Source organism: Caballeronia sp. LjRoot29 (genome assembly GCF_964252755.1).
Classification (GTDB): Bacteria; Pseudomonadota; Gammaproteobacteria; order Burkholderiales; family Burkholderiaceae; genus Caballeronia.
The window spans coordinates 1-17462 of the sequence record NZ_CAXUPU020000066.1 but is presented as its reverse complement, the minus strand read 5'-3'; the positions used below and the strand labels follow the sequence as shown (position 1 = coordinate 17462).

The following is a 17462-nucleotide window of genomic DNA, read 5'->3' as shown; positions in this document are numbered from 1 at the left end:
GCTTTGGACAAAGAAATGACGCGCCGCCACGCGCAGTGGCTAATAGTGATAAAGAAATAAGCCAACATAAAACCCGCGAAGGCCTAAGAAGCAGCAACCCGGCATTGACCCCGACCACTAACCCCTAACGCCCCCGCCCACCCCACCCATCCCCCGAGTGCGAACGAAACCCTAAAGCGCACGTGAAAGCCGCGTCAGCGTATCAACAGGGTGCCAACCAGCCTTCTCCCAAAAAGCCTTGGCGACCTCGTTATCAACAACAACATCCAGATGCACCCATCCCAAGTGATGCTCCCGCAGTCTCTCGATACAAAAATCAATCATCGCCTTGGCAAGGCCCTGCCCGCGCAATGCGGGTACAACCACGACGTGCTGAAGAAACCCTCGGCGGCCATCATGGCTAGCAAGCGCGCAACCGACGAGCTCATCGCCACTAACCGCAACAACGCTCAAGCCCGGATTTCGCGCAAGCAAACGCTCAATCCCGTCGCGACTATCCGTAACCGGACGAATGTCGACACCCGGTGTGCTCTTCCACAATGCAACAACTGCGTCATAGTCAGCTAATACCATTTCTCGAATCCGTACGTCCATCATCCATCCTGTCAAGATCTGTTGTCTAACGTCAGGTCCTGCGGCTTACGCTTAGCCCCAGAAAATCCAGGCAATCACACCAATCACACCAATCACACCAATCGCCAAAACGCGGAATTTTGGCAGCGTTACCCTTCTGCTCGGGTAACTGCTTACCAACAACATTCTATCTATCTGCCTTACGGTTTTTCAACCGCCCTCAATGGAATAAACCGGCCCGTGCATGTGTTGTCAGTGCGTACGACCCACTCCTTGCATCGCTCCGCGGTTTTCCACTCATCCACGCCTCCAATGAAATTTAGCGACCTTTCCTCTCCCGCCTTCTTCGAGAACCCCTACCCCTTCTACGAGCAACTTCGCGCAGAAGGCGCGCTGGTTCCACTCGCACCCAATGTCGTGATCACCGGCCACTATGCAGTGGTTGACGCGCTGCTGCGCGACCGCCGAGTCGGAAAAACATATATGCCAAGCGTCGTGGCGCGCTACGGCGAAAGCGGCCCCGAACAGCCCGTGTTCCAAGCGCTCAGCCGCATGTTCCTCATGATGAACCCGCCCGTGCAAACGCGCCTGCGCAGTCTGCTGATGACGGCTTTCAATGCCCGTCAGATCGACCTGCTTCGCGACGTAACGCAAGACACGGCAGATACCTTGATCGATACCTTCGCATCAGGCGCGGAATTCGACCTGGTCAGCGACTACGCATTGCCGCTACCAGTGAATGTCATCTGCCGGTTGCTCGATGTGCCCGCGGAAGATGGCGTCAAACTCGGCTCCGCGGCAAGCCACTTCGGCAACGCGCTGGAAGCAGCGCCCATGGACGCCGCACACCTTGCCGCATCGAATGAAGCAACCCAAACACTGGAGCGCTATTTCAAAGGCGTGGTCGAGGAGCGGCGCACTAAACCTGGCAACGACCTCGTGTCCGCGCTGCTTCGCGCAGAGGAAGCGGGCGAATCCCTGACCGATGACGAGATCATCTCGAACGTGCTGCTGCTGTTCGTGGCCGGGCATGAGACGACATCGAACATGCTGGGCAATGCGCTGGTTGCACTGCATCGCCACCCTGAGCAACTTGCACGGCTCAAAGGGGACGCGTCGTTGCTGCCCAGGGCAATCGGCGAGTGCTTGCGGTATGACAGCTCGGTGCAAATGATCGTGCGCACGGCATTTGAAGACATCGAGGCGGCTGACCATTCGATAGCGCGCGGCACGATGGTGTTCATGATGCTCGGTTCGGCGAATCGCGATCCGGCGCAGTTCGAAAAACCTGACGATCTGGATATCGGACGCCCGGCGCCAAACCGCATGCTCTCATTCGGCGCCGGCATTCATCATTGCCTGGGTGCGCGGCTCGCGACGCTCGAACTCGAAACGGGGCTAGGCACGCTCATCTCGCGGCTGCCCGATCTGCGCATCACCAATATCGACACGCTGCAGTGGCGGCAACGCAATACCCTGCGCGGGGTGGAATCGTTAAAAGCGCTGCGTTAGGAACCTGGAAAATCCCGATCCTCATGGAATGCGCCCTTTCCACGAGGATCAAGTGCGAGGCTCCATCGTCAGCTCGTCTGCTCTCGACAGAAACAGCTTCAGGACAGGAGAGGTATTTGACCTGCTATAGCCAATAACAAGGTCGACCGTCGGTGTCTCACCTTCAAGCGGGCGGCTGACGACCGACCAGGGCAGCAAGTTCTTCGCATACTCGGGCATCAGAGCAAGCCCACGCGTGGATGCTACGAGCGACATGGCCATCGCGAGATTATCGACGCCATGTTCAGGCGTAATGTTGACTCCGTTCCGTTGCAGATACTGCTCGATTACCGCGTGCAGCACTTTTGCCTTGTTTGAAGCCAAGATGAAAGTCTCGCCCACGAAGTCCTCCGGGCGGATCGATTTTCGTTCGGTAAGCGAATGATCGCTGGGCATCAGCACAATCAGCTTTTCCCGGGTGACCACCCGATAGTCCAGATCGAACCCCGGTTCAGCGCGCAAGAACGCGAGATCGAGCTTGCCGCGCGCGAGCGCATCGGCGAGGTCGGGCGAATAGTGGCTCGATACCGTCACGTCAATGTTCGGCAGCTCATCACGAAGCACCTGCATCGCGCGTGGCAGCCACGTCATTTCCTGACCCGTCAGGAAGCCAAGCGCGAAGACCTGTTTCCTGGGTTGCGCGGCTCGGCGCGCGGCCTCGATCGCGGCATCGACTTGGGTGAGCGCCAAGCGCGCATGGTCAAGAAACGCCTTGCCCGCCGCCGTTAGTTCAACCCCGCGCGCGCTCCGGTTGAACAGTTCTGCACCAACCTCGTCTTCCAGATCGCGAATCTGCCGGCTCAGCGACGGTTGCGACGTATGCAGGCGGCGCTCGGCCGCAACGGTCAGGCTGCCGGTCTCCGCGACGGCCACGAAATACCTCAAATGTCGAAGCTCCATACGCTCCCCTCAATTTAACCATGCTTTTCAGGCATGCCCGTCAGCCTACAAAGTCTTTTTACTTTCCGCAAGGCCCGGCTAGATTACGCATCAGGCAGCGACGAAACGGCAACAACGTGTTCATCGCAACGAATCGGAACTGATCTCGCTCCATGCCTTTCATCTATATCGGAGAATTGTCATGACCAGTCATACGCACCAAACCGCCCCGACGCAATTCGTAGATGCAAACGGTATCCGCTTCGCTTACCGGCGCTTCGGCAAGACGGGCGGCGTCCCGCTCGTATTAAACATCCACTTCACCGGCACGATGGACCACTGGGATCCCGCAGTCACCAACGGGCTCGCGCAGGGTCGCGAAGTGATCCTGTTTAACAACGCCGGGATCTCCAGCACGTCCGGTGAAGTACCGCAGTCGATTGAAGAAATGGCTGCCAACGCCGCGGTCTTTATCAAAGCACTCGGACTCACGCAAGTCGACGTGCTCGGCTTCTCGATGGGCGGCCTGATCGCACAGCAATTGGCGCTGGCCGAGCCGCAACTCGTACGCCGCCTGATCCTGGTTGGCACGGGTCCCCGCAGCGGCGAAGGCATGGCATCGCTCACGCCCGAAGCGCAGGAAATTTTCGGCGCGACTTACGAGGAGCCGGATCACTTGTGGCTTCGCGTGCACTTCTCGCCGTCCGATGCAAGCCAGGCAGCCGGCCGCAAGTTCTTGCGGCGCTTGGGTCAACGCACCGAAGGCCGGGACCCCGAAGCCAACGACAAGGTCGCACCGGCGCAACTCGCCGCGCTCGCCAAGTGGGGTGCGCCCCGCGAGAATCCTTTCGATTATCTGTCGGCGCTCGCGCAACCCACGCTCGTAATCAACGGGGACAACGACGTCATCATCTACTCGATCAACTCGTGGATCCTGCAGCAGAACATTCCGAACGCGCAGTTGATCATTTACCCGGACGCCAACCACGGCTCGCTGTACCAGTACCCCGAACGCTTCGTGACGCATGTGGCGCAGTTCCTGTCTGAAAGCGACGAACGCGCCTAAGGCAACTAAGGCAACGTTCATAGTCATCTAACTTGAAGGAGTCTGATCATGACCAACCTCACCGGAAAGACCGCGCTCGTCACGGGCGCTTCACGCGGCATCGGCCGGGCTAGTGCGCTTGCGCTGGCCAAGCAAGGCGCACAAGTGCTGGTTCACTACAGCAGCGGTGAAAAGGAAGCGGATGCGGTCGTCGCCGAAATTCGTGCGGCCGGCGGCAACGCTCAAAAGGTCGCCGCGAATCTGCGCGATGCAGACGGTCCACATACGCTTGCAAAACAGGTACGCGCGGTGGTGGGCCATCGACTGGACATCCTGGTGGCGAACGCCGGCGTTTCAAAAGCGGCGAGCATCGAGGAAACGACTGTCGAAGATTTCGACAACCTGTTTGCCGTGAATGTGCGCGCACCTTATTTCCTCGTGCAGCAATTACTGCCGGTGATGTGCAAAGGCAGCAGCGTCGTCCTGCTCTCGTCACTCGCGGCGCATGCCGCAGTGGGCACGCTCCCGGCCTATGCGGCAACCAAAGGCGCAGTCGATACGCTCGTCAAGCATTTCGCTTCAGCACTCGGCGCACGCGGTATTCGCGTCAATGCGGTAGCGCCCGGCGTGGTCGAAACAGACATGTCGAGCTTCACGAAGACTGACGCGGGACGCGAGGCAACGCTCACTATGCAAGCGCTAAAACGGGTCGCGCAACCGGACGATATTGGCGGCGCGGTCGCTTTTCTGGCATCGGATGCGGCGCGCTGGATTACCGGCGAAACGTTGCGTGTGGACGGCGGCTCGAAACTCTAACCCGAACGGATTCAACCTATTTCGTGTGCGTTAAAAAAGCCAATTGATTAGGTATCCAGATTTAAACGAAACGACCAAGGATGATTGAAATGACGCTCTCTACACCCGTACTGTACGAATCGAAAGGCTCGCCGAATGCACGCCGCGTGCGCATCTTTATCGCGGAGAAGGGAATCGATATCCCCATACAACCGGTCGACCTGGGCGCCAAGGAACAGTTCTCCGACGCTTACCGCGCAATCAATCCGCGCAACCAGGTGCCGGCGCTCGCGTTGCCCAATGGCACCGTGATTGCGGAAGTGCTCGCCATCTGGCGTTATCTGGAGGAAGCGTACCGCCAATCTCCGTTGCTGGGGACAACGCCGGAATCAAAGGCGCTGGTCACCATGTGGGAACGCCGCGCAGAACTGGACGGCTTCGCGCCGGTCATGGAAGGCGTGCGAAACGCAGTTGCCGGACTGAAAGGCCGTGCGCTCTCCGGTCCACATGCCTATGAGCAGATTCCTGAACTGGTCGAGCGCAGCAAACAACGCGTGGCGAATTTTTTCTCCGACTTTAACGAGCGGCTCGAGACAGTCCGGTTCGTCGCCGGCGATGAATTCTCGGCGGCGGACATCACCACGCTGGTCACCGTCGACTTTGCCGCCAACGCGCTGAAGATGCCGATTCCAGCAGAACACACCGCATTTCGCCGATGGTACGACGAGGTCTCTGCCCGGCCGAGCGCCACCGCATAAAACCCGGGCGCCGGTCCTTTGTGAGACCGCCGCCATCAGAAACTCATTGTGAATCACCTGTTAAAAGGAAAGATCATGGCTCACTTGTTCAATCAGAAGAAAGTTGGCGCCTATACCCTCTCGCATCGCGTTGTCCTTGCGCCAATGACCCGCCTGCGCACCATCCAGCCCGGCGACATTCCCAGCCCGATGATGGCGGACTTCTATGGCCAGCGCGCGTCGAATGGCGGACTCGAAATCATCGAAGGCGTCAGCATCTCGGTCCTCGCCCGCTCGTACCTGGGCGCCGCCAGCTTCTATCACGACGGTCAGGTGGAAGGCTGGAAGGCCGTCGCCAATGCCGTTCACGCCAAGGGTGGACGCGTCTTCATGCAGCTCATCCACGGCGGCCGTCAAAGTCACGTCGAGATGACCGGTGGGCTTGACCCGGTCGCGCCTTCGGTCGTCCCGTTCGATGGCGTCGCGCTGACCAGGGACGGTTTCGTGCCGGCTTCGCCGCATCGGGCACTCGGCATTGAAGAGATCCCGGGCATTGTCGAAGAGTTTCGCATCGCGGCAAAACGCGCGCTGGATGCAGGTTTCGACGGCGTCGAGCTACACGGTGCGAACGGCTACCTGGTGGATCAGTTCATCCAGGACGGGACCAACAAGCGCACCGACGCTTACGGCGGCCCGGTCGAAAACCGCGTCCGCTTCCTGCGCGAAATCGTGGAAGCCCTCATCTCCGTGTGGGGCGCGGACCGGGTCGGCGTGCGCATCTCGCCCTCCGGCGAATGGGGCGGCATCTCCGACAGCAATCCCGAAGCGACCTTCAGCTACGTCGCGAAGGTCCTCGACGAATACAAGATTGCGTATCTGCATGTGATCGAACCGCGCATCAAAGGCGATGACACGCTACACGAAGGGCAAGCGCCAGTTGCAACGAAATATCTCCGCCCGTACTTCTCCGGTCCGATCATTGCGGCCGGCGGTTTCGACGGCGACAGTGCCGAAGCGATCGTGGCATCCGGCGATGCAGATCTGGTCGCGTTTGGCCGGCATTTCTCATCGAATCCGGATTTGCCGTATCGTCTGGAGCACAAGCTGCCGCTTACACCGTATGTGCGCGCCGCATTTTGGGGCGGCGACGAAAAGCATTACTCCGATTTTCCCGCTTATTCGGCTGCTCCTTTGGCCGCCGCAGAAGCCGCAGAAATCGGTTGAACTGAAAGGCGCTTCGGCGCCTTGCCTGAACCCAGCTTGAATCCACCTATTCTGGAGAGCCTCATGTCACGTACCATTAAATTTTCCAAAGCCGGCGGTCCCGAAGTCCTCGAATTCGTCGAGACGGAAGTCCCCGCTCCCGGTCCCACCGAAGTTCGTATCGCAGTGAAGGCGATAGGCATCAATCGCGCCGAAGCGATGTGGCGCGCGGACGCGTACATCGAACCGGTCAAGTTCCCGGCCGGCCTCGGATACGAAGCAGCGGGTATCGTCGACGCCGTCGGAAGTGAGGTCACCAGCTTCGCGCCGGGCGACAAGGTCAACACGATTCCGTCGTTCTCGATGAACCAGTACTACACATACGGCGAAGTCATCATCGCGCCGGAGCACGCGGTCGTTAAGCACCCGGAATCGCTTTCGTATGCCGAGGCTGCATCGGTCTGGATGATGTACGTGACGGCTTACGGCGCGCTTATCGAAGATGCAAAAGTGAGCAAGGCCGATTTTGTGATCATCCCGGCCGCGTCCAGCAGCGTCGGACTCGCAGCAATCCAGATCGCAAACTACGCCGGCGCGACGTCGGTCGCAACAACACGCACCGCCGACAAGAAGCAGCAGTTGCTCGACGCGGGCGCGGCGCACGTGATCGTCACGGAAGAGACCGACCTGGTCGAAGAAATCATGCGGATCACGGGTGGCCAGGGCGCGCGCGTCGTGTTCGATCCTGTCGGCGGTCCGAACTTCGCGAAGCTTATTTCGGCGCTTTCGTTCCAGGGCACTGCATACATCTATGGCGCGCTTAGCGCGGACGTGACAACGCTGCCCGTGCTGGACATGATCGCCAAGATGACCACCGTCAAGGCTCACAACATCTGGCTGACGAGCGGAGACGCAACGCGTCGAAAGGCTGCGGTGGAGTACGTGCTCAAGGGACTCGAGAGCGGCGCGCTCAAACCGGTGATCGATCGCACCTTCACGTTCGACGAAATGGTCGAGGTGCATCGTTATCTGGAAACCAACGGTCAGTTCGGCAAGATCGTCGTGACTGTATAAGCGAAAGCGCCGGCGCCTGATCCAGGGCGCCGGCATCCAATGCATGGCAGCAAGATACACCCGTGCACTGATCGATCAAGGGGCAAAGTAAATGTCTGACCATTCCGTTGTACTTATCACCGGCGCGTTGACCGGCATTGGCCGCGCTGCCGCGTTTGCATTCGCGCGCGAAAATGCGCGTGTCGTTGTGTCGGGGCGTCGCATTGAAGAAGGCCGGAAACTCGCTGCGGAACTGAATGCGTTCGGCGCAGAAGCTGAATTTATTCAGGCCGATGTCCGTTTCGAAGACGATGTCCGCAATCTCGTCGACGGCACCGTAGCCCGCTTCGGACGGCTCGACGTGGCGGTCAACGCCGCGGGCTCCGAAGGCGAGTCTGCGCCCGTGACCGAGCAGACGCCCGAGCGTTACGCCGCCGTCTTCGACACCAATGTGCTCGGCACGCTGCTGTCCATGAAACACGAACTACGGGTGATGATCGCGCAAGGCAGCGGCAGCATCGTCAACCTGTCGTCGACAATGGGTGCGCGTGGGGCGGCAGGCGCGTCCCTCTACGTGGCGAGCAAACACGCGGTCGAGGGTCTGACGAAATCTGCGGCGCTTGAGGCCGCCGCGTTCGGTGTACGGGTCAATGCGGTCGCCCCGGGTCCGGTGGAGACTGCGATGCTGAACAGGCTGCTCGCCGATACGGACCGCAAGGCGGCTTTCCTCGCGGCCGTCCCGCTCAAACGCGCCGGCACGCCTGAAGAAATCGCCGACGCTATTGTGTTCGTATCGTCTGGCAAATCGAGTTTCATGACCGGCGAAGTGCTCAGGGTCAATGGCGGACGGACCGCCTCGTAGCGCCGCTGTAATCACTCGATCAACCATCTATCAACCACCGCAACGGTGAACCATGTCGACTCCGCTTTTCGATGATCTCCCCGCGCCGCTCCAGAGCGTGCAAATCCGCCCTTTGTTCGTGATGCGGCTCGACGTCAAGCCGATTGTGATCGTCGGCGAAACACCAGGGGCGTTTCGCCGCGTGGGGATTGTGCCGTCCGGAACGTTCGCTGGCGAGCGGCTGTCAGGCAAGGTGCTGGACGGCGGTGCCGACTGGCAAACCGTGCGCCGCGACGCAAGCACGACGCTCGACGTGCGCCTGATCCTGCAAACCGACGACGGCGTGAACATTACGATGGCGTATCGCGGCGTACGCCACGGACCCGCTGATGTCATTGGGCGACTGGAAAAAGGCGAGGAAGTCGACCCGGCAAGCTACTACTTCCGGATCAACCCCATGTTCGAAGCACCAGCAGGAAAGTATGAGTGGCTGAACCGGATGATCGCCGTGGGTACGGGACACCGGTTCGCCTATGGACCGGTCTACAGCGTGTTTGAGGTGTTGTAAACGCTTGTACGCTCTTGTAAAGCGGCAGGCTCGAAAGACGCCGCCGCTCTACGAGACCAGCAATGCTAGCCGGCGTTCGGCCATAGCGTGCGGCCGAAAAAGGTCAGCGTCCGGTCCCACGCCAACTGCGACCAGACCGGATCGAACTGGGTCCTGGCAATACGGCCCGGCCCGACCGCGGTCTCGTTGGCAAACGCATGATGCGCAAGGTAGCGATGGAACTCCACATCGACCTTGGCCTCGGTCAGCTTGCTCTCCAGTGCCTCGACCGTTTCAGCCGGAAAGAACTCATCCTGCGTCGCCCAATGACCGAGCACGGGCGCGGTGATCTTCGATGCATCGATATATTCAAGCGGCGGGAAGCCGTACCACACCACGCCTGCAGATATGCCGGGGACATGGCTCAGCGCCAGCAGTGTCAGCGCGCCGCCCATGCAATAGCCGGTCACGCCGACCCGCTCCGAGCGTGTCTTGAGGTACTGCACGGCGCCGGCGACGTCCTGACCGGCGGCGTCGGCAAAATCGAGCGCGCCTAGCAGGTGATTTGCCTCTGCTTCCTCGACGGTGGTCTTCCCTCGAAAGAGATCGGGGACCAGCACCAGATAACCGGATTGTGCGAAGCGGTCTGCCACGCCACGAATCTGGTCGTTCAAGCCCCACCATTCCTGAATCACGACGATGGCGGGCGCACCTTCCAGTTTCTGCGGTGTCGCCAAATATCCCTGGACGTCTTTCCCGTCAGGGCGTTTGTAAGTGATCGTGGATCCTGGTGACTGTTTCATGACATGGTCCTCGGTTGAGCGGAACCGGTAGCATAGCGCCAGCGGCGCGTGCGTGCTTGTCGGCCCACCGGATCAGCATTTTTATATACATAGGATTCCTTCTTTCTACGCTGGCATCCCCGCTGGAGCTGACTAGAATCGAAAGGTCGATCGAGCCTTTATTTCATCCGTGCCTTGATGAAATCGATGAACAGGCGGGTCCTTGCCGGCAAGAGCCGCGTATCGGTAATCGCATAGACCGGGACAGGCGTAAGGCTCCAGTCAGGCAATATCCTCCGCAAGCGGCCCGACGCCACCTCGTCACGGGCGAGTTCCGAATCGAGCACGGCAATACCCACCCCCGAGACCGCCAGTGCACGGCTCAGCCCGACGCTGTTCATCCGAAAGCGCGATGCGATCATCACATCGACCCCCTCTTCTCCGCGATGGAAAGTCCTTGAGGCTGCCTCCTGGCTCGTATCTCCTTGTCCGATGCACAACACGTGCTTCGTCAGGTCGCTGGGATGAGCGAGCGGCGCAGCGGCCTTGAGATAGCCGGGCGATGCATAGAGATAACGCGGCAACAGAGCGATCTGCCGAGCGACGAGCGTTGATGGAGTCGTGGGCGGCGGTCCAATGCGAACGGCGAGATCGAACGAATCGCTCTGCAGGTCCACGCGCCGCGGCGTTACGTCGAATTCAAAACTGATCAGCGGATAAGCGTTGGCGAAGTCGCGCAGGATTGGCGTGAGATGACCGGTCGCGAGATCGACTGGCATCGATACCCGCAGCGTGCCGCTGGGCCGCTCCACCACATCGAGCAAGGATTCATGCGCAATCCGCGCTTCATCGACAATGCTCTGGCACCGCTTGAAATACACCTCGCCCGCAGCGGTGAGTTCAACCTTGCGCGTCGAGCGATGCAGCAGTTGCAGGCCGATCGTCTTCTCCAACTCCGAGATATGGCGCGACAAGGTTGAGTTGGGCATGCCGAGCGCTTCGGCCGCGCCCCTGAAGCTTTTGGTCCGCGCGACTTCCACGAACAAACGCATATAGCTCAACAGTTCCACGACGATTGCTCCACTGGTGGATCACTGTTTTCAATTATAGCTATTTATCCCTTATGTGGATCAATGCACCATGTCTACACACCTCCTCAACCAAGGAACCGACATGAACCCGCTCTTCAGCAACACTCGTATTGGCCGCCATACGCTGCGCAACCGCATCGTCATGGCGCCGATGACCCGCTCACGCGCCGACGACATCACGGGCGTGCCCTCACCCTTGACGGTGGAGTACTACGGCCAGCGCGCCGGATCCGGCCTGATCATCACGGAAGGCACCTTTCCTGCGCCGATGGGCAAAGGCTACGTGCGCACGCCGGGCATCCATTCCGAAGCGCAAATTGACGCCTGGAAGCATGTCACCGACGCAGTGCACGCCAAGGGCGGCCTTGTATTCCTGCAACTCATGCACACGGGTCGCATCTCTCATCCGAGCCTCTTGCCGAACGGCGCAACGCCGGTTGCGCCTTCGGCGGTCAGGGCCGCCGGCACGGTATTCACCGCAACGGGACCGCAGGAGTTTGTGCAACCGCGCGCCCTTGAAACCGATGAGATCGCGGAAATCGTTCAGTCATATCGGCTTGCGACGCGCAACGCGTTGGCGGCCGGTTTCGATGGCGTTGAACTGCATGCAGCCTCGGGATATCTGCCCGAGCAGTTCTTGTCATCGGGGACAAATCAGCGGACCGATCTTTACGGCGGCTCGCTTGCGAATCGCGCCCGATTCATCCTGGAAGTACTGAGCGCGATGTCTCAGGAAGCGGGCAGCGACCGCGTGGGTATCAAGATCGCGCCTGAAATGGGCTTCAACGATGTGACCGATGAAAACCCGAAGGATACCTATCGATATCTCGTCGAGCAACTCGCGCCGCTCAAGCTGGCGTATCTGCATGTGGTGAAGACCGGCAGTGAATTCGATTACCGCACGTTCCTTCAACCGTTGTTCAGCGGGCCGTATCTGGCAGGCGGCGGATTGACCAACGAGACAGCGCAAGCGCTAATCGAACAGGGCCACGCCGACGCAACCGTATTCGGCAGTCTGTATCTCGCCAATCCGGATTTGCCGCAGCGCTTTCTTGGCCGCGCGCCCCTCAACACCCCTGATCGCGACACGTTTTATTCGCCCGGCGCGAAGGGGTATATCGACTATCCCGCGCTGGGAGAAAGCGCAATGAATCGCGCCCTTCGACTCCACGCGTATGGCGAGCCCGACGCCCTGAAGATCGATAGCATCGCGATGCCGTCCGCCGCGTCAGGCCAGGTCGTCGTCCATGTCAGGGCTGCGGGAATCAACAGTCTCGACTGGAAGATTCGCGATGGTTTCTTGCAGAATGATTTCCCGCTGCCCCTCCCTGCCACGCTCGGCGTTGAACTCGCTGGCGAGGTGGTTGAAGTCGGCGCCGATGTGAGCGGGTTCGCTGTCGGCAATCGCGTCATGGGTCCCGTGGCCGGTCTTGGCGCCTATGCGGATTTTGTGGCCATCGCTTCGAACACGCTGGTCAGGACACCCGCCAGCCTGAGCGACGAACGTGCCGCGGCCATTCCGGTTGGCGCGTTGACCGCGTGGCAAGCTCTGTTCGAAGCGGGAGAACTGAAACGCAGCCAAACCGTATTGATTCATGGTGCGGCCGGTGGCGTGGGAAGCTTCGCCGTTCAGTTCGCGCGGCGTGCAGGGGCGCGAGTCGTCACGACCGCCCAGGGCATCAACGCGGGATATCTGCGCGGGCTCGGTGCGGATGAGGTCATCGATTACCGGACTTCCTCTTTCTGGGAGCTGATAAAGGACATCGATCTGGTGCTTGATCTCGTGGGTGGTGAAGCGCTTGCCAACTCGTGGCAGGTGCTCGCGGACGCGGGAAGAATCGTAAGCACGGCCGCACCGGATATCGCAGCGCAGACTCCGTCGGGCAAGCGCGGTATCTGGTTCCAGATGCGGCCCGATGCAGCGCTGCTTGCGGAAATTGTGGAGATGGCCGATCAGGGCGCGGTGAAGGTGGAAGTGTCGGAAGTCGCAAAGTTGAGCGACGCGACCGCTGCGATCGAGCGTAACAAGACAGGACATGGTCCGGGTAAAGCGGTGATCGTGTTCTGAAAATGCCTTCGCCGCGGGAAGCCGCGGCGAAGTTGTCGTTCGTGCTTAAAGTGACCGGCAAGACCATGCCAGATCATTGAGCCCCGAATTCACGTAGCCGGTTCCAGTTTTCATCGGCACGGCCTTCCGGGCTTCCCTCCTGTTGCCAGAGCGCATACGCACGCTCGCGCAAGTGCTGATGCGACGCCTGCTGCCAATAGTCGTCGGCCCGGCCCTCAGGGCAACCATCCTGTTCCCACAGACTATAAGCACGCTTGCGGATGTCCTGCTCCAGCGCTTGTTTCGTTTCCGAACGACCGTCAATGTCGTCGCCATAAGACGCGAGTTGACCACCTCGCGCCACATGAACCCGCGCACTGAGGCTCGGCAGTTCGGCATCGGGCACCAGTCGCCCGTGGGCGGCCGCCTCCAGCGCCTTTGCTATATATGCCAAATCGTCGGCGTGGTCCTCGTTCGGCCCAAGCGTGACCGGGTAGGTATGAATGACCGTTCCACTGCCGTCCAACACATCAATCAAGCGCTGCGCCATTGCCGTGCTCCCCAAGGGTGTTTGCCGAATCATCGCTTTGAAAGAGCAAGACTACCCGGGCATAAATACCGCGTAGCTTTAGCTCAGTGGTGCTCGCCAATCACATCGGCTTCATCCCTCGATGGCCCGATGTTCGCGCGCCTCACACACAGATGACTGCGCAAGGATCGATCCACGGGAACGAAGTTCAGCATCAACCACTCGGCGACCCCGGCTGAACATGCTTCACTTGTCCGAGTTCGCCAACCGGGTTCGGTCCCCGCTTACTTGGCAGCCACCGCCAGCACTGGAGCATCGGCCGGCAGAGCCCAATTGCTGCGGCGCACGTGATGGATGATCAGCGGCACGCCGCCAAACACCACAATGCCAAGCGTCACCAATCCGATGTACATGGCGGGCGATCCCACCGGCAATTGATCGGGCGGAAAAAACGACACCACGAAGCTGAACACTACGCCTGCCAGGCCGACGCCCGCGAATATCCACATACCCACGATCCCACCGGGTACCGTGAACGGACGCTTGAGATCGGGCGCGGAATAGCGCAGTTTTATGGCTGCTGCATACATGAGCATGTAAGCGATCAAATACAGCGCAATCGTCATTGCCGAGATCAAAAAGAACGCGACTGATACATCCTTGATGACGAAGTAGAAGCAAGACATCAAGGTAACAATCACGCCTTGCACCAGCAGGATATGCGTAGGCATTCCCTTTTTGTTCTTGGCCTGCAGCACCGGCGGCAGCTCACCCTCATGCGCTGTTTCAAGCAAACCGCGAGAAGGGCTGCCAAGCCACGCCAACACGCCGCTTATCGCACCCACGCCTACCAGCAACGAGAGCACCGACACCAGCCACTGCATATGCCAGATGTCCGTTATGACTGCGGCGAAGGTATCGAATACGCCCGACTGCAGGGAGATTTTTTCGTACGGAAGAATGCCTGCGATCGGCAGCGCGCCAAGTGCAAAAATCAGGAGCGATATAACGGCGCCCAAAGCGATTGCGGCTGGGTAACCCCGGCTCGGGCTGCGCATGTCCATCACGTGCACGGCTTGCGCCTCCACGCCGGCGAACAGCAGCACAATGCCTGCCAGAAACGCGATGGTGCCAAAGCCATGGATCGCGGGCCAATAACGCGCATGACCCGCTTCCGACAGCGCCGGGTCTTTAATATGTTGCCAGCCGAGTGCGTGCCCGGTATAGATCCAGTACGCCAGCAATGCGAGCAACACGAATCCGGGAACGATCGTGCCGATAATAAAGGTCCAATTGGCGATCCGCGCAAACACTTCGACGCCTTGCAGCACCACCCATGTAGCAAGCCAATAGGCAACGATACAAAACACGCCGACATATACGCCGTTGGTCGCGAGCTCCGGACGCCCGATCGTATAAGCGATAGCCGCCGCGCCGAACGTCAGCGCAACCGGATACCACACCACGTTCTGGATCCATTGCAGCCAGATCGCGAGGAAGCCCCATCGGTTGCCGAATGCCTGACCCACCCACGTATATATTCCGCCGCGCCGGTCGGCGAAAGCACCGCCCAGTTCAGCAGAGATCAGTGACGCCGGGATCAGGTAGAAGATCACGGTGAACGCGAGGTAGACGAACATCGTCATCTCTTCTTTCGCGAGCAGCGGCAAGCCGCGCAAGCTGGTCACCACAGCGGCCGCTGTCATCAAGCCGATTGAAGTGGCACTCAGGTAAGTGCCTTTCTTTGCTGTCGCAGTCATGCCAAACCTCTGGTCGTTAAGCCGTCAATGTCAGTCATGGTGAAACCCCGGTCCCGCCTTTGAATTGGGTATTGGGTTCTCAAGCAGATGGGCGATTGCAGTCTTGATGTCGTTTAGCAGGAGTACCGCCATGTCGCGCGTGATGCCACGGCGGATCAGGATGCGCTGGACGATTGTTTCCTCGCGGTCAGCGGGAAGCTTGTATGAGGCGATTTGCCAGCCCCGCATGCGAACACGATCCGATAAATCGAAAAGCGAAAAGCCGGCGGTATCGGGGTGGCGCAGCTTGTAGCAAACCGCTGGTAGCGCGCCGCGGCCGTCGTACACCATTTCTATCGCGCTAAGCTTGGCGAGACCGTCCGCCAGGAATTGCGCCGTGTCGGCACATTCCTGCTGGATGCGCCTGTAGCCTTCGTGGCCTAGCCTGAGCAGCAAGTAATACTGCGCGATGATCTGTCCCGCCGGCCGCGAAAAATTAAGCGCGAACGTGGGCATGTTGCCGCCAAGGTAGTCGACCATGAAGATCAGGTCGTCAGGCAGATCCTTCACGCTGCGCCATACGACCCAACCTACTCCGAGCGGCGCGAGACCATATTTATGGCCCGAGGTGTTGATGGATTTCACTCGTTCAATGGCGAAGTCCCATTCCAGATCCGGCTGAATGAAAGGCGCGACAAATCCGCCGCTCGCTGCATCCACGTGAATGGGGATGTCCAGGCCGACATCGCGTTGCAAGGCATCGAGGGCGCCTGTGAGCGCCTTGACGGGTTCATAAACGCAGGTGAAGGTAATGCCAAGCGTAGCGACCACGCCGATGGTGTTTTCATCGCAATAGGCGGCGAGCTGTTCCGGTTGCAGGCCGAGGGAGTCACCGCTTAGGGGAACCTGGCGAAGCTCGACGTCGAAATAACGCGCGAACTTGTCCCAGCACACTTGCACCGGGCCGACCACAATATTGGGTTTGTCGACCGATTTTCCTTCGGCCAGCCGGCGCTTCTTCCATTGCCATTTGAGCGCGAGTCCACCGAGCATGCAGGCTTCGCTCGAACCGGTGGTCGAGCATCCCGTGGTCTCCCACGAACGCGGCGCATGCCACAGGTCGGCAAGCATATGAACGCAGCGTTTTTCAATCTCGGCGGTCTGCGGATATTCGTCCTTATCGATCATGTTCTTGTCGATCGATAAATCCATCAAGCGGCGGACTTCATCGTCTGCATAGGTGGTGCAGAAGGTGGCTACGTTCTGGCGCGAATTGCCGTCCATGAAAAGTTCGTCGCGCACCAGATCGAACACTGAATGGGGTTCTGATGGGAGTTTAGGAATACGATATTTCGGCAGTGACGCACCGGAGATAGTTGTCGCATACTCGTCATTGTTCGCTTCAGCGCTGCTGAGCGCGGGCTTAAGAAATGTCATTGACTATTCCGGTGGGAAGATTGAGCGGAGATGCCAAGCGTGGTGTGCTTAAGCGAAATGGCTTCGCATGGCCTGATACCGTTATATCCCGCGGATCGGAACGATCATTGACCTGGGTCATGCTCGCGACGAGCAGGTCTTTTAATTTTCTAATAGCTGAAGCTGGTTTTATTGGTAATTACATGTGGCTTTCATATTTTCTTAGTTTTAAATGTCTAAAGGTCAGTGGGAAAATGGTTTTCGTTCGTTCCGGTGCAGGGGCGGGGCTGCTAGGTTCTGGTGTCAGCGGCCGGGGTCAGTGCCGGGTTGCACGGGTTTTGCGTTAGCGGTTCTGGTTCATTGCCGGGTTGCTGCTTTTTAGGTTTTTGCGCGTTTTATGTTGGCTTATTTCTCTATCACTATTAGCCACTGCGCGTGGCGGCCCGTCATTTCTTTGTCCAAAGCGACAAAGAAACGAAGCAAAGAAAACGCTTTCACCTCTCTGAAAATTAAGTGTCCACAGCGTGCAGTTCCATGTCATGGGTACCCCAAAAGCACGGTGCTCGCAAGAGCGAAGGATGTGTGAAACCCTCCTTCTCGCGAATCCAGAGGTGGCCCCGATCGTTCGGACAGG

At 59.3% G+C, this 17462-nt stretch carries 16 protein-coding genes; 9 read left to right on the top strand and 7 right to left on the bottom strand.

Annotation, left to right across the window (positions count from 1 at the left end; all coding sequences use genetic code 11):
* Positions 1 to 171: 171 nt before the first annotated feature.
* Positions 172 to 573: a GNAT family N-acetyltransferase gene (locus ACSQ83_RS35325; protein ID WP_414950350.1), complete on the bottom strand. Its 402-nt coding sequence runs from the start codon at positions 571 to 573 to the stop codon at positions 172 to 174.
* Between the two features lie 312 nt (positions 574 to 885).
* On the opposite strand from ACSQ83_RS35325, the gene ACSQ83_RS35320 reads away from it, so the two are divergent.
* On the top strand, positions 886 to 2085 hold the full coding sequence (locus ACSQ83_RS35320; protein ID WP_436231302.1) for a cytochrome P450: 1200 nt from the start codon (positions 886 to 888) through the stop codon (positions 2083 to 2085).
* Positions 2086 to 2133: 48 nt separating this feature from the next.
* Here ACSQ83_RS35320 and ACSQ83_RS35315 read toward each other — a convergent pair whose 3' ends face one another.
* Complete coding sequence (locus tag ACSQ83_RS35315; RefSeq protein WP_436231301.1) at positions 2134 to 3024, bottom strand: LysR substrate-binding domain-containing protein; 891 nt, start codon at positions 3022 to 3024, stop codon at positions 2134 to 2136.
* Positions 3025 to 3205: 181 nt separating this feature from the next.
* Between ACSQ83_RS35315 and ACSQ83_RS35310 the strand changes: the two genes are divergently transcribed.
* The 7 genes from ACSQ83_RS35310 (at position 3206) to ACSQ83_RS35280 (ending at position 9245) form a co-directional block, all read left to right on the top strand.
* Positions 3206 to 4069: an alpha/beta fold hydrolase gene (locus tag ACSQ83_RS35310; RefSeq protein ID WP_436231300.1), complete on the top strand. Its 864-nt coding sequence runs from the start codon at positions 3206 to 3208 to the stop codon at positions 4067 to 4069.
* Between the two features lie 48 nt (positions 4070 to 4117).
* A complete protein-coding gene (locus ACSQ83_RS35305) occupies positions 4118 to 4864 on the top strand; it encodes an SDR family NAD(P)-dependent oxidoreductase (RefSeq protein WP_414950354.1) in 747 nt (248 codons plus the stop codon).
* A gap of 89 nt (positions 4865 to 4953) precedes the next feature.
* Positions 4954 to 5601, top strand: coding sequence for a glutathione S-transferase (locus ACSQ83_RS35300; RefSeq protein ID WP_436231299.1), 648 nt, complete (start codon positions 4954 to 4956; stop codon positions 5599 to 5601).
* A gap of 75 nt (positions 5602 to 5676) precedes the next feature.
* Positions 5677 to 6804 carry an alkene reductase gene (locus ACSQ83_RS35295; RefSeq protein ID WP_436231298.1) on the top strand — a complete coding sequence of 376 codons (1128 nt, stop codon included), beginning with the start codon at positions 5677 to 5679 and terminating at the stop codon, positions 6802 to 6804.
* 63 nt (positions 6805 to 6867) lie between these two features.
* Positions 6868 to 7857 carry a zinc-dependent alcohol dehydrogenase family protein gene (locus ACSQ83_RS35290; protein WP_436231297.1) on the top strand — a complete coding sequence of 330 codons (990 nt, stop codon included), beginning with the start codon at positions 6868 to 6870 and terminating at the stop codon, positions 7855 to 7857.
* Between the two features lie 91 nt (positions 7858 to 7948).
* Positions 7949 to 8698, top strand: coding sequence for an SDR family NAD(P)-dependent oxidoreductase (locus tag ACSQ83_RS35285; RefSeq protein ID WP_414950358.1), 750 nt, complete (start codon positions 7949 to 7951; stop codon positions 8696 to 8698).
* A gap of 52 nt (positions 8699 to 8750) precedes the next feature.
* A complete protein-coding gene (locus ACSQ83_RS35280) occupies positions 8751 to 9245 on the top strand; it encodes a DUF3237 domain-containing protein (RefSeq protein ID WP_436231296.1) in 495 nt (164 codons plus the stop codon).
* A 65-nt stretch (positions 9246 to 9310) separates the two neighbouring features.
* Here ACSQ83_RS35280 and ACSQ83_RS35275 read toward each other — a convergent pair whose 3' ends face one another.
* Both ACSQ83_RS35275 and ACSQ83_RS35270 read right to left on the bottom strand, forming a co-directional pair.
* The gene (locus ACSQ83_RS35275) at positions 9311 to 10027 is read right to left on the bottom strand and encodes a dienelactone hydrolase family protein (RefSeq protein WP_414950360.1); all 717 of its coding nucleotides are present in this window, start codon (positions 10025 to 10027) and stop codon (positions 9311 to 9313) included.
* A 158-nt stretch (positions 10028 to 10185) separates the two neighbouring features.
* The gene (locus ACSQ83_RS35270) at positions 10186 to 11076 is read right to left on the bottom strand and encodes a LysR family transcriptional regulator (RefSeq protein WP_436231295.1); all 891 of its coding nucleotides are present in this window, start codon (positions 11074 to 11076) and stop codon (positions 10186 to 10188) included.
* A 103-nt stretch (positions 11077 to 11179) separates the two neighbouring features.
* Here ACSQ83_RS35270 and ACSQ83_RS35265 point away from each other — a divergent pair, with 103 nt between their 5' ends.
* Positions 11180 to 13165 (top strand): zinc-binding dehydrogenase, encoded by a 1986-nt coding sequence (locus ACSQ83_RS35265; protein ID WP_436231294.1) that lies wholly within the window; start codon positions 11180 to 11182, stop codon positions 13163 to 13165.
* Between the two features lie 73 nt (positions 13166 to 13238).
* Here the strand turns inward: ACSQ83_RS35265 and ACSQ83_RS35260 are convergent, their stop codons facing one another.
* From ACSQ83_RS35260 to ACSQ83_RS35250, 3 genes are all read right to left on the bottom strand, one after another.
* Positions 13239 to 13694, bottom strand: a complete 456-nt coding sequence (locus tag ACSQ83_RS35260) for a DUF2934 domain-containing protein (RefSeq protein ID WP_436231293.1) — start codon at positions 13692 to 13694, stop codon at positions 13239 to 13241.
* A 263-nt stretch (positions 13695 to 13957) separates the two neighbouring features.
* Positions 13958 to 15433 (bottom strand): amino acid permease, encoded by a 1476-nt coding sequence (locus ACSQ83_RS35255; RefSeq protein WP_414950364.1) that lies wholly within the window; start codon positions 15431 to 15433, stop codon positions 13958 to 13960.
* A gap of 30 nt (positions 15434 to 15463) precedes the next feature.
* Positions 15464 to 16849, bottom strand: coding sequence for a glutamate decarboxylase (locus ACSQ83_RS35250; RefSeq protein WP_436231292.1), 1386 nt, complete (start codon positions 16847 to 16849; stop codon positions 15464 to 15466).
* Between the last annotated feature and the right edge of the window lie 613 nt (positions 16850 to 17462).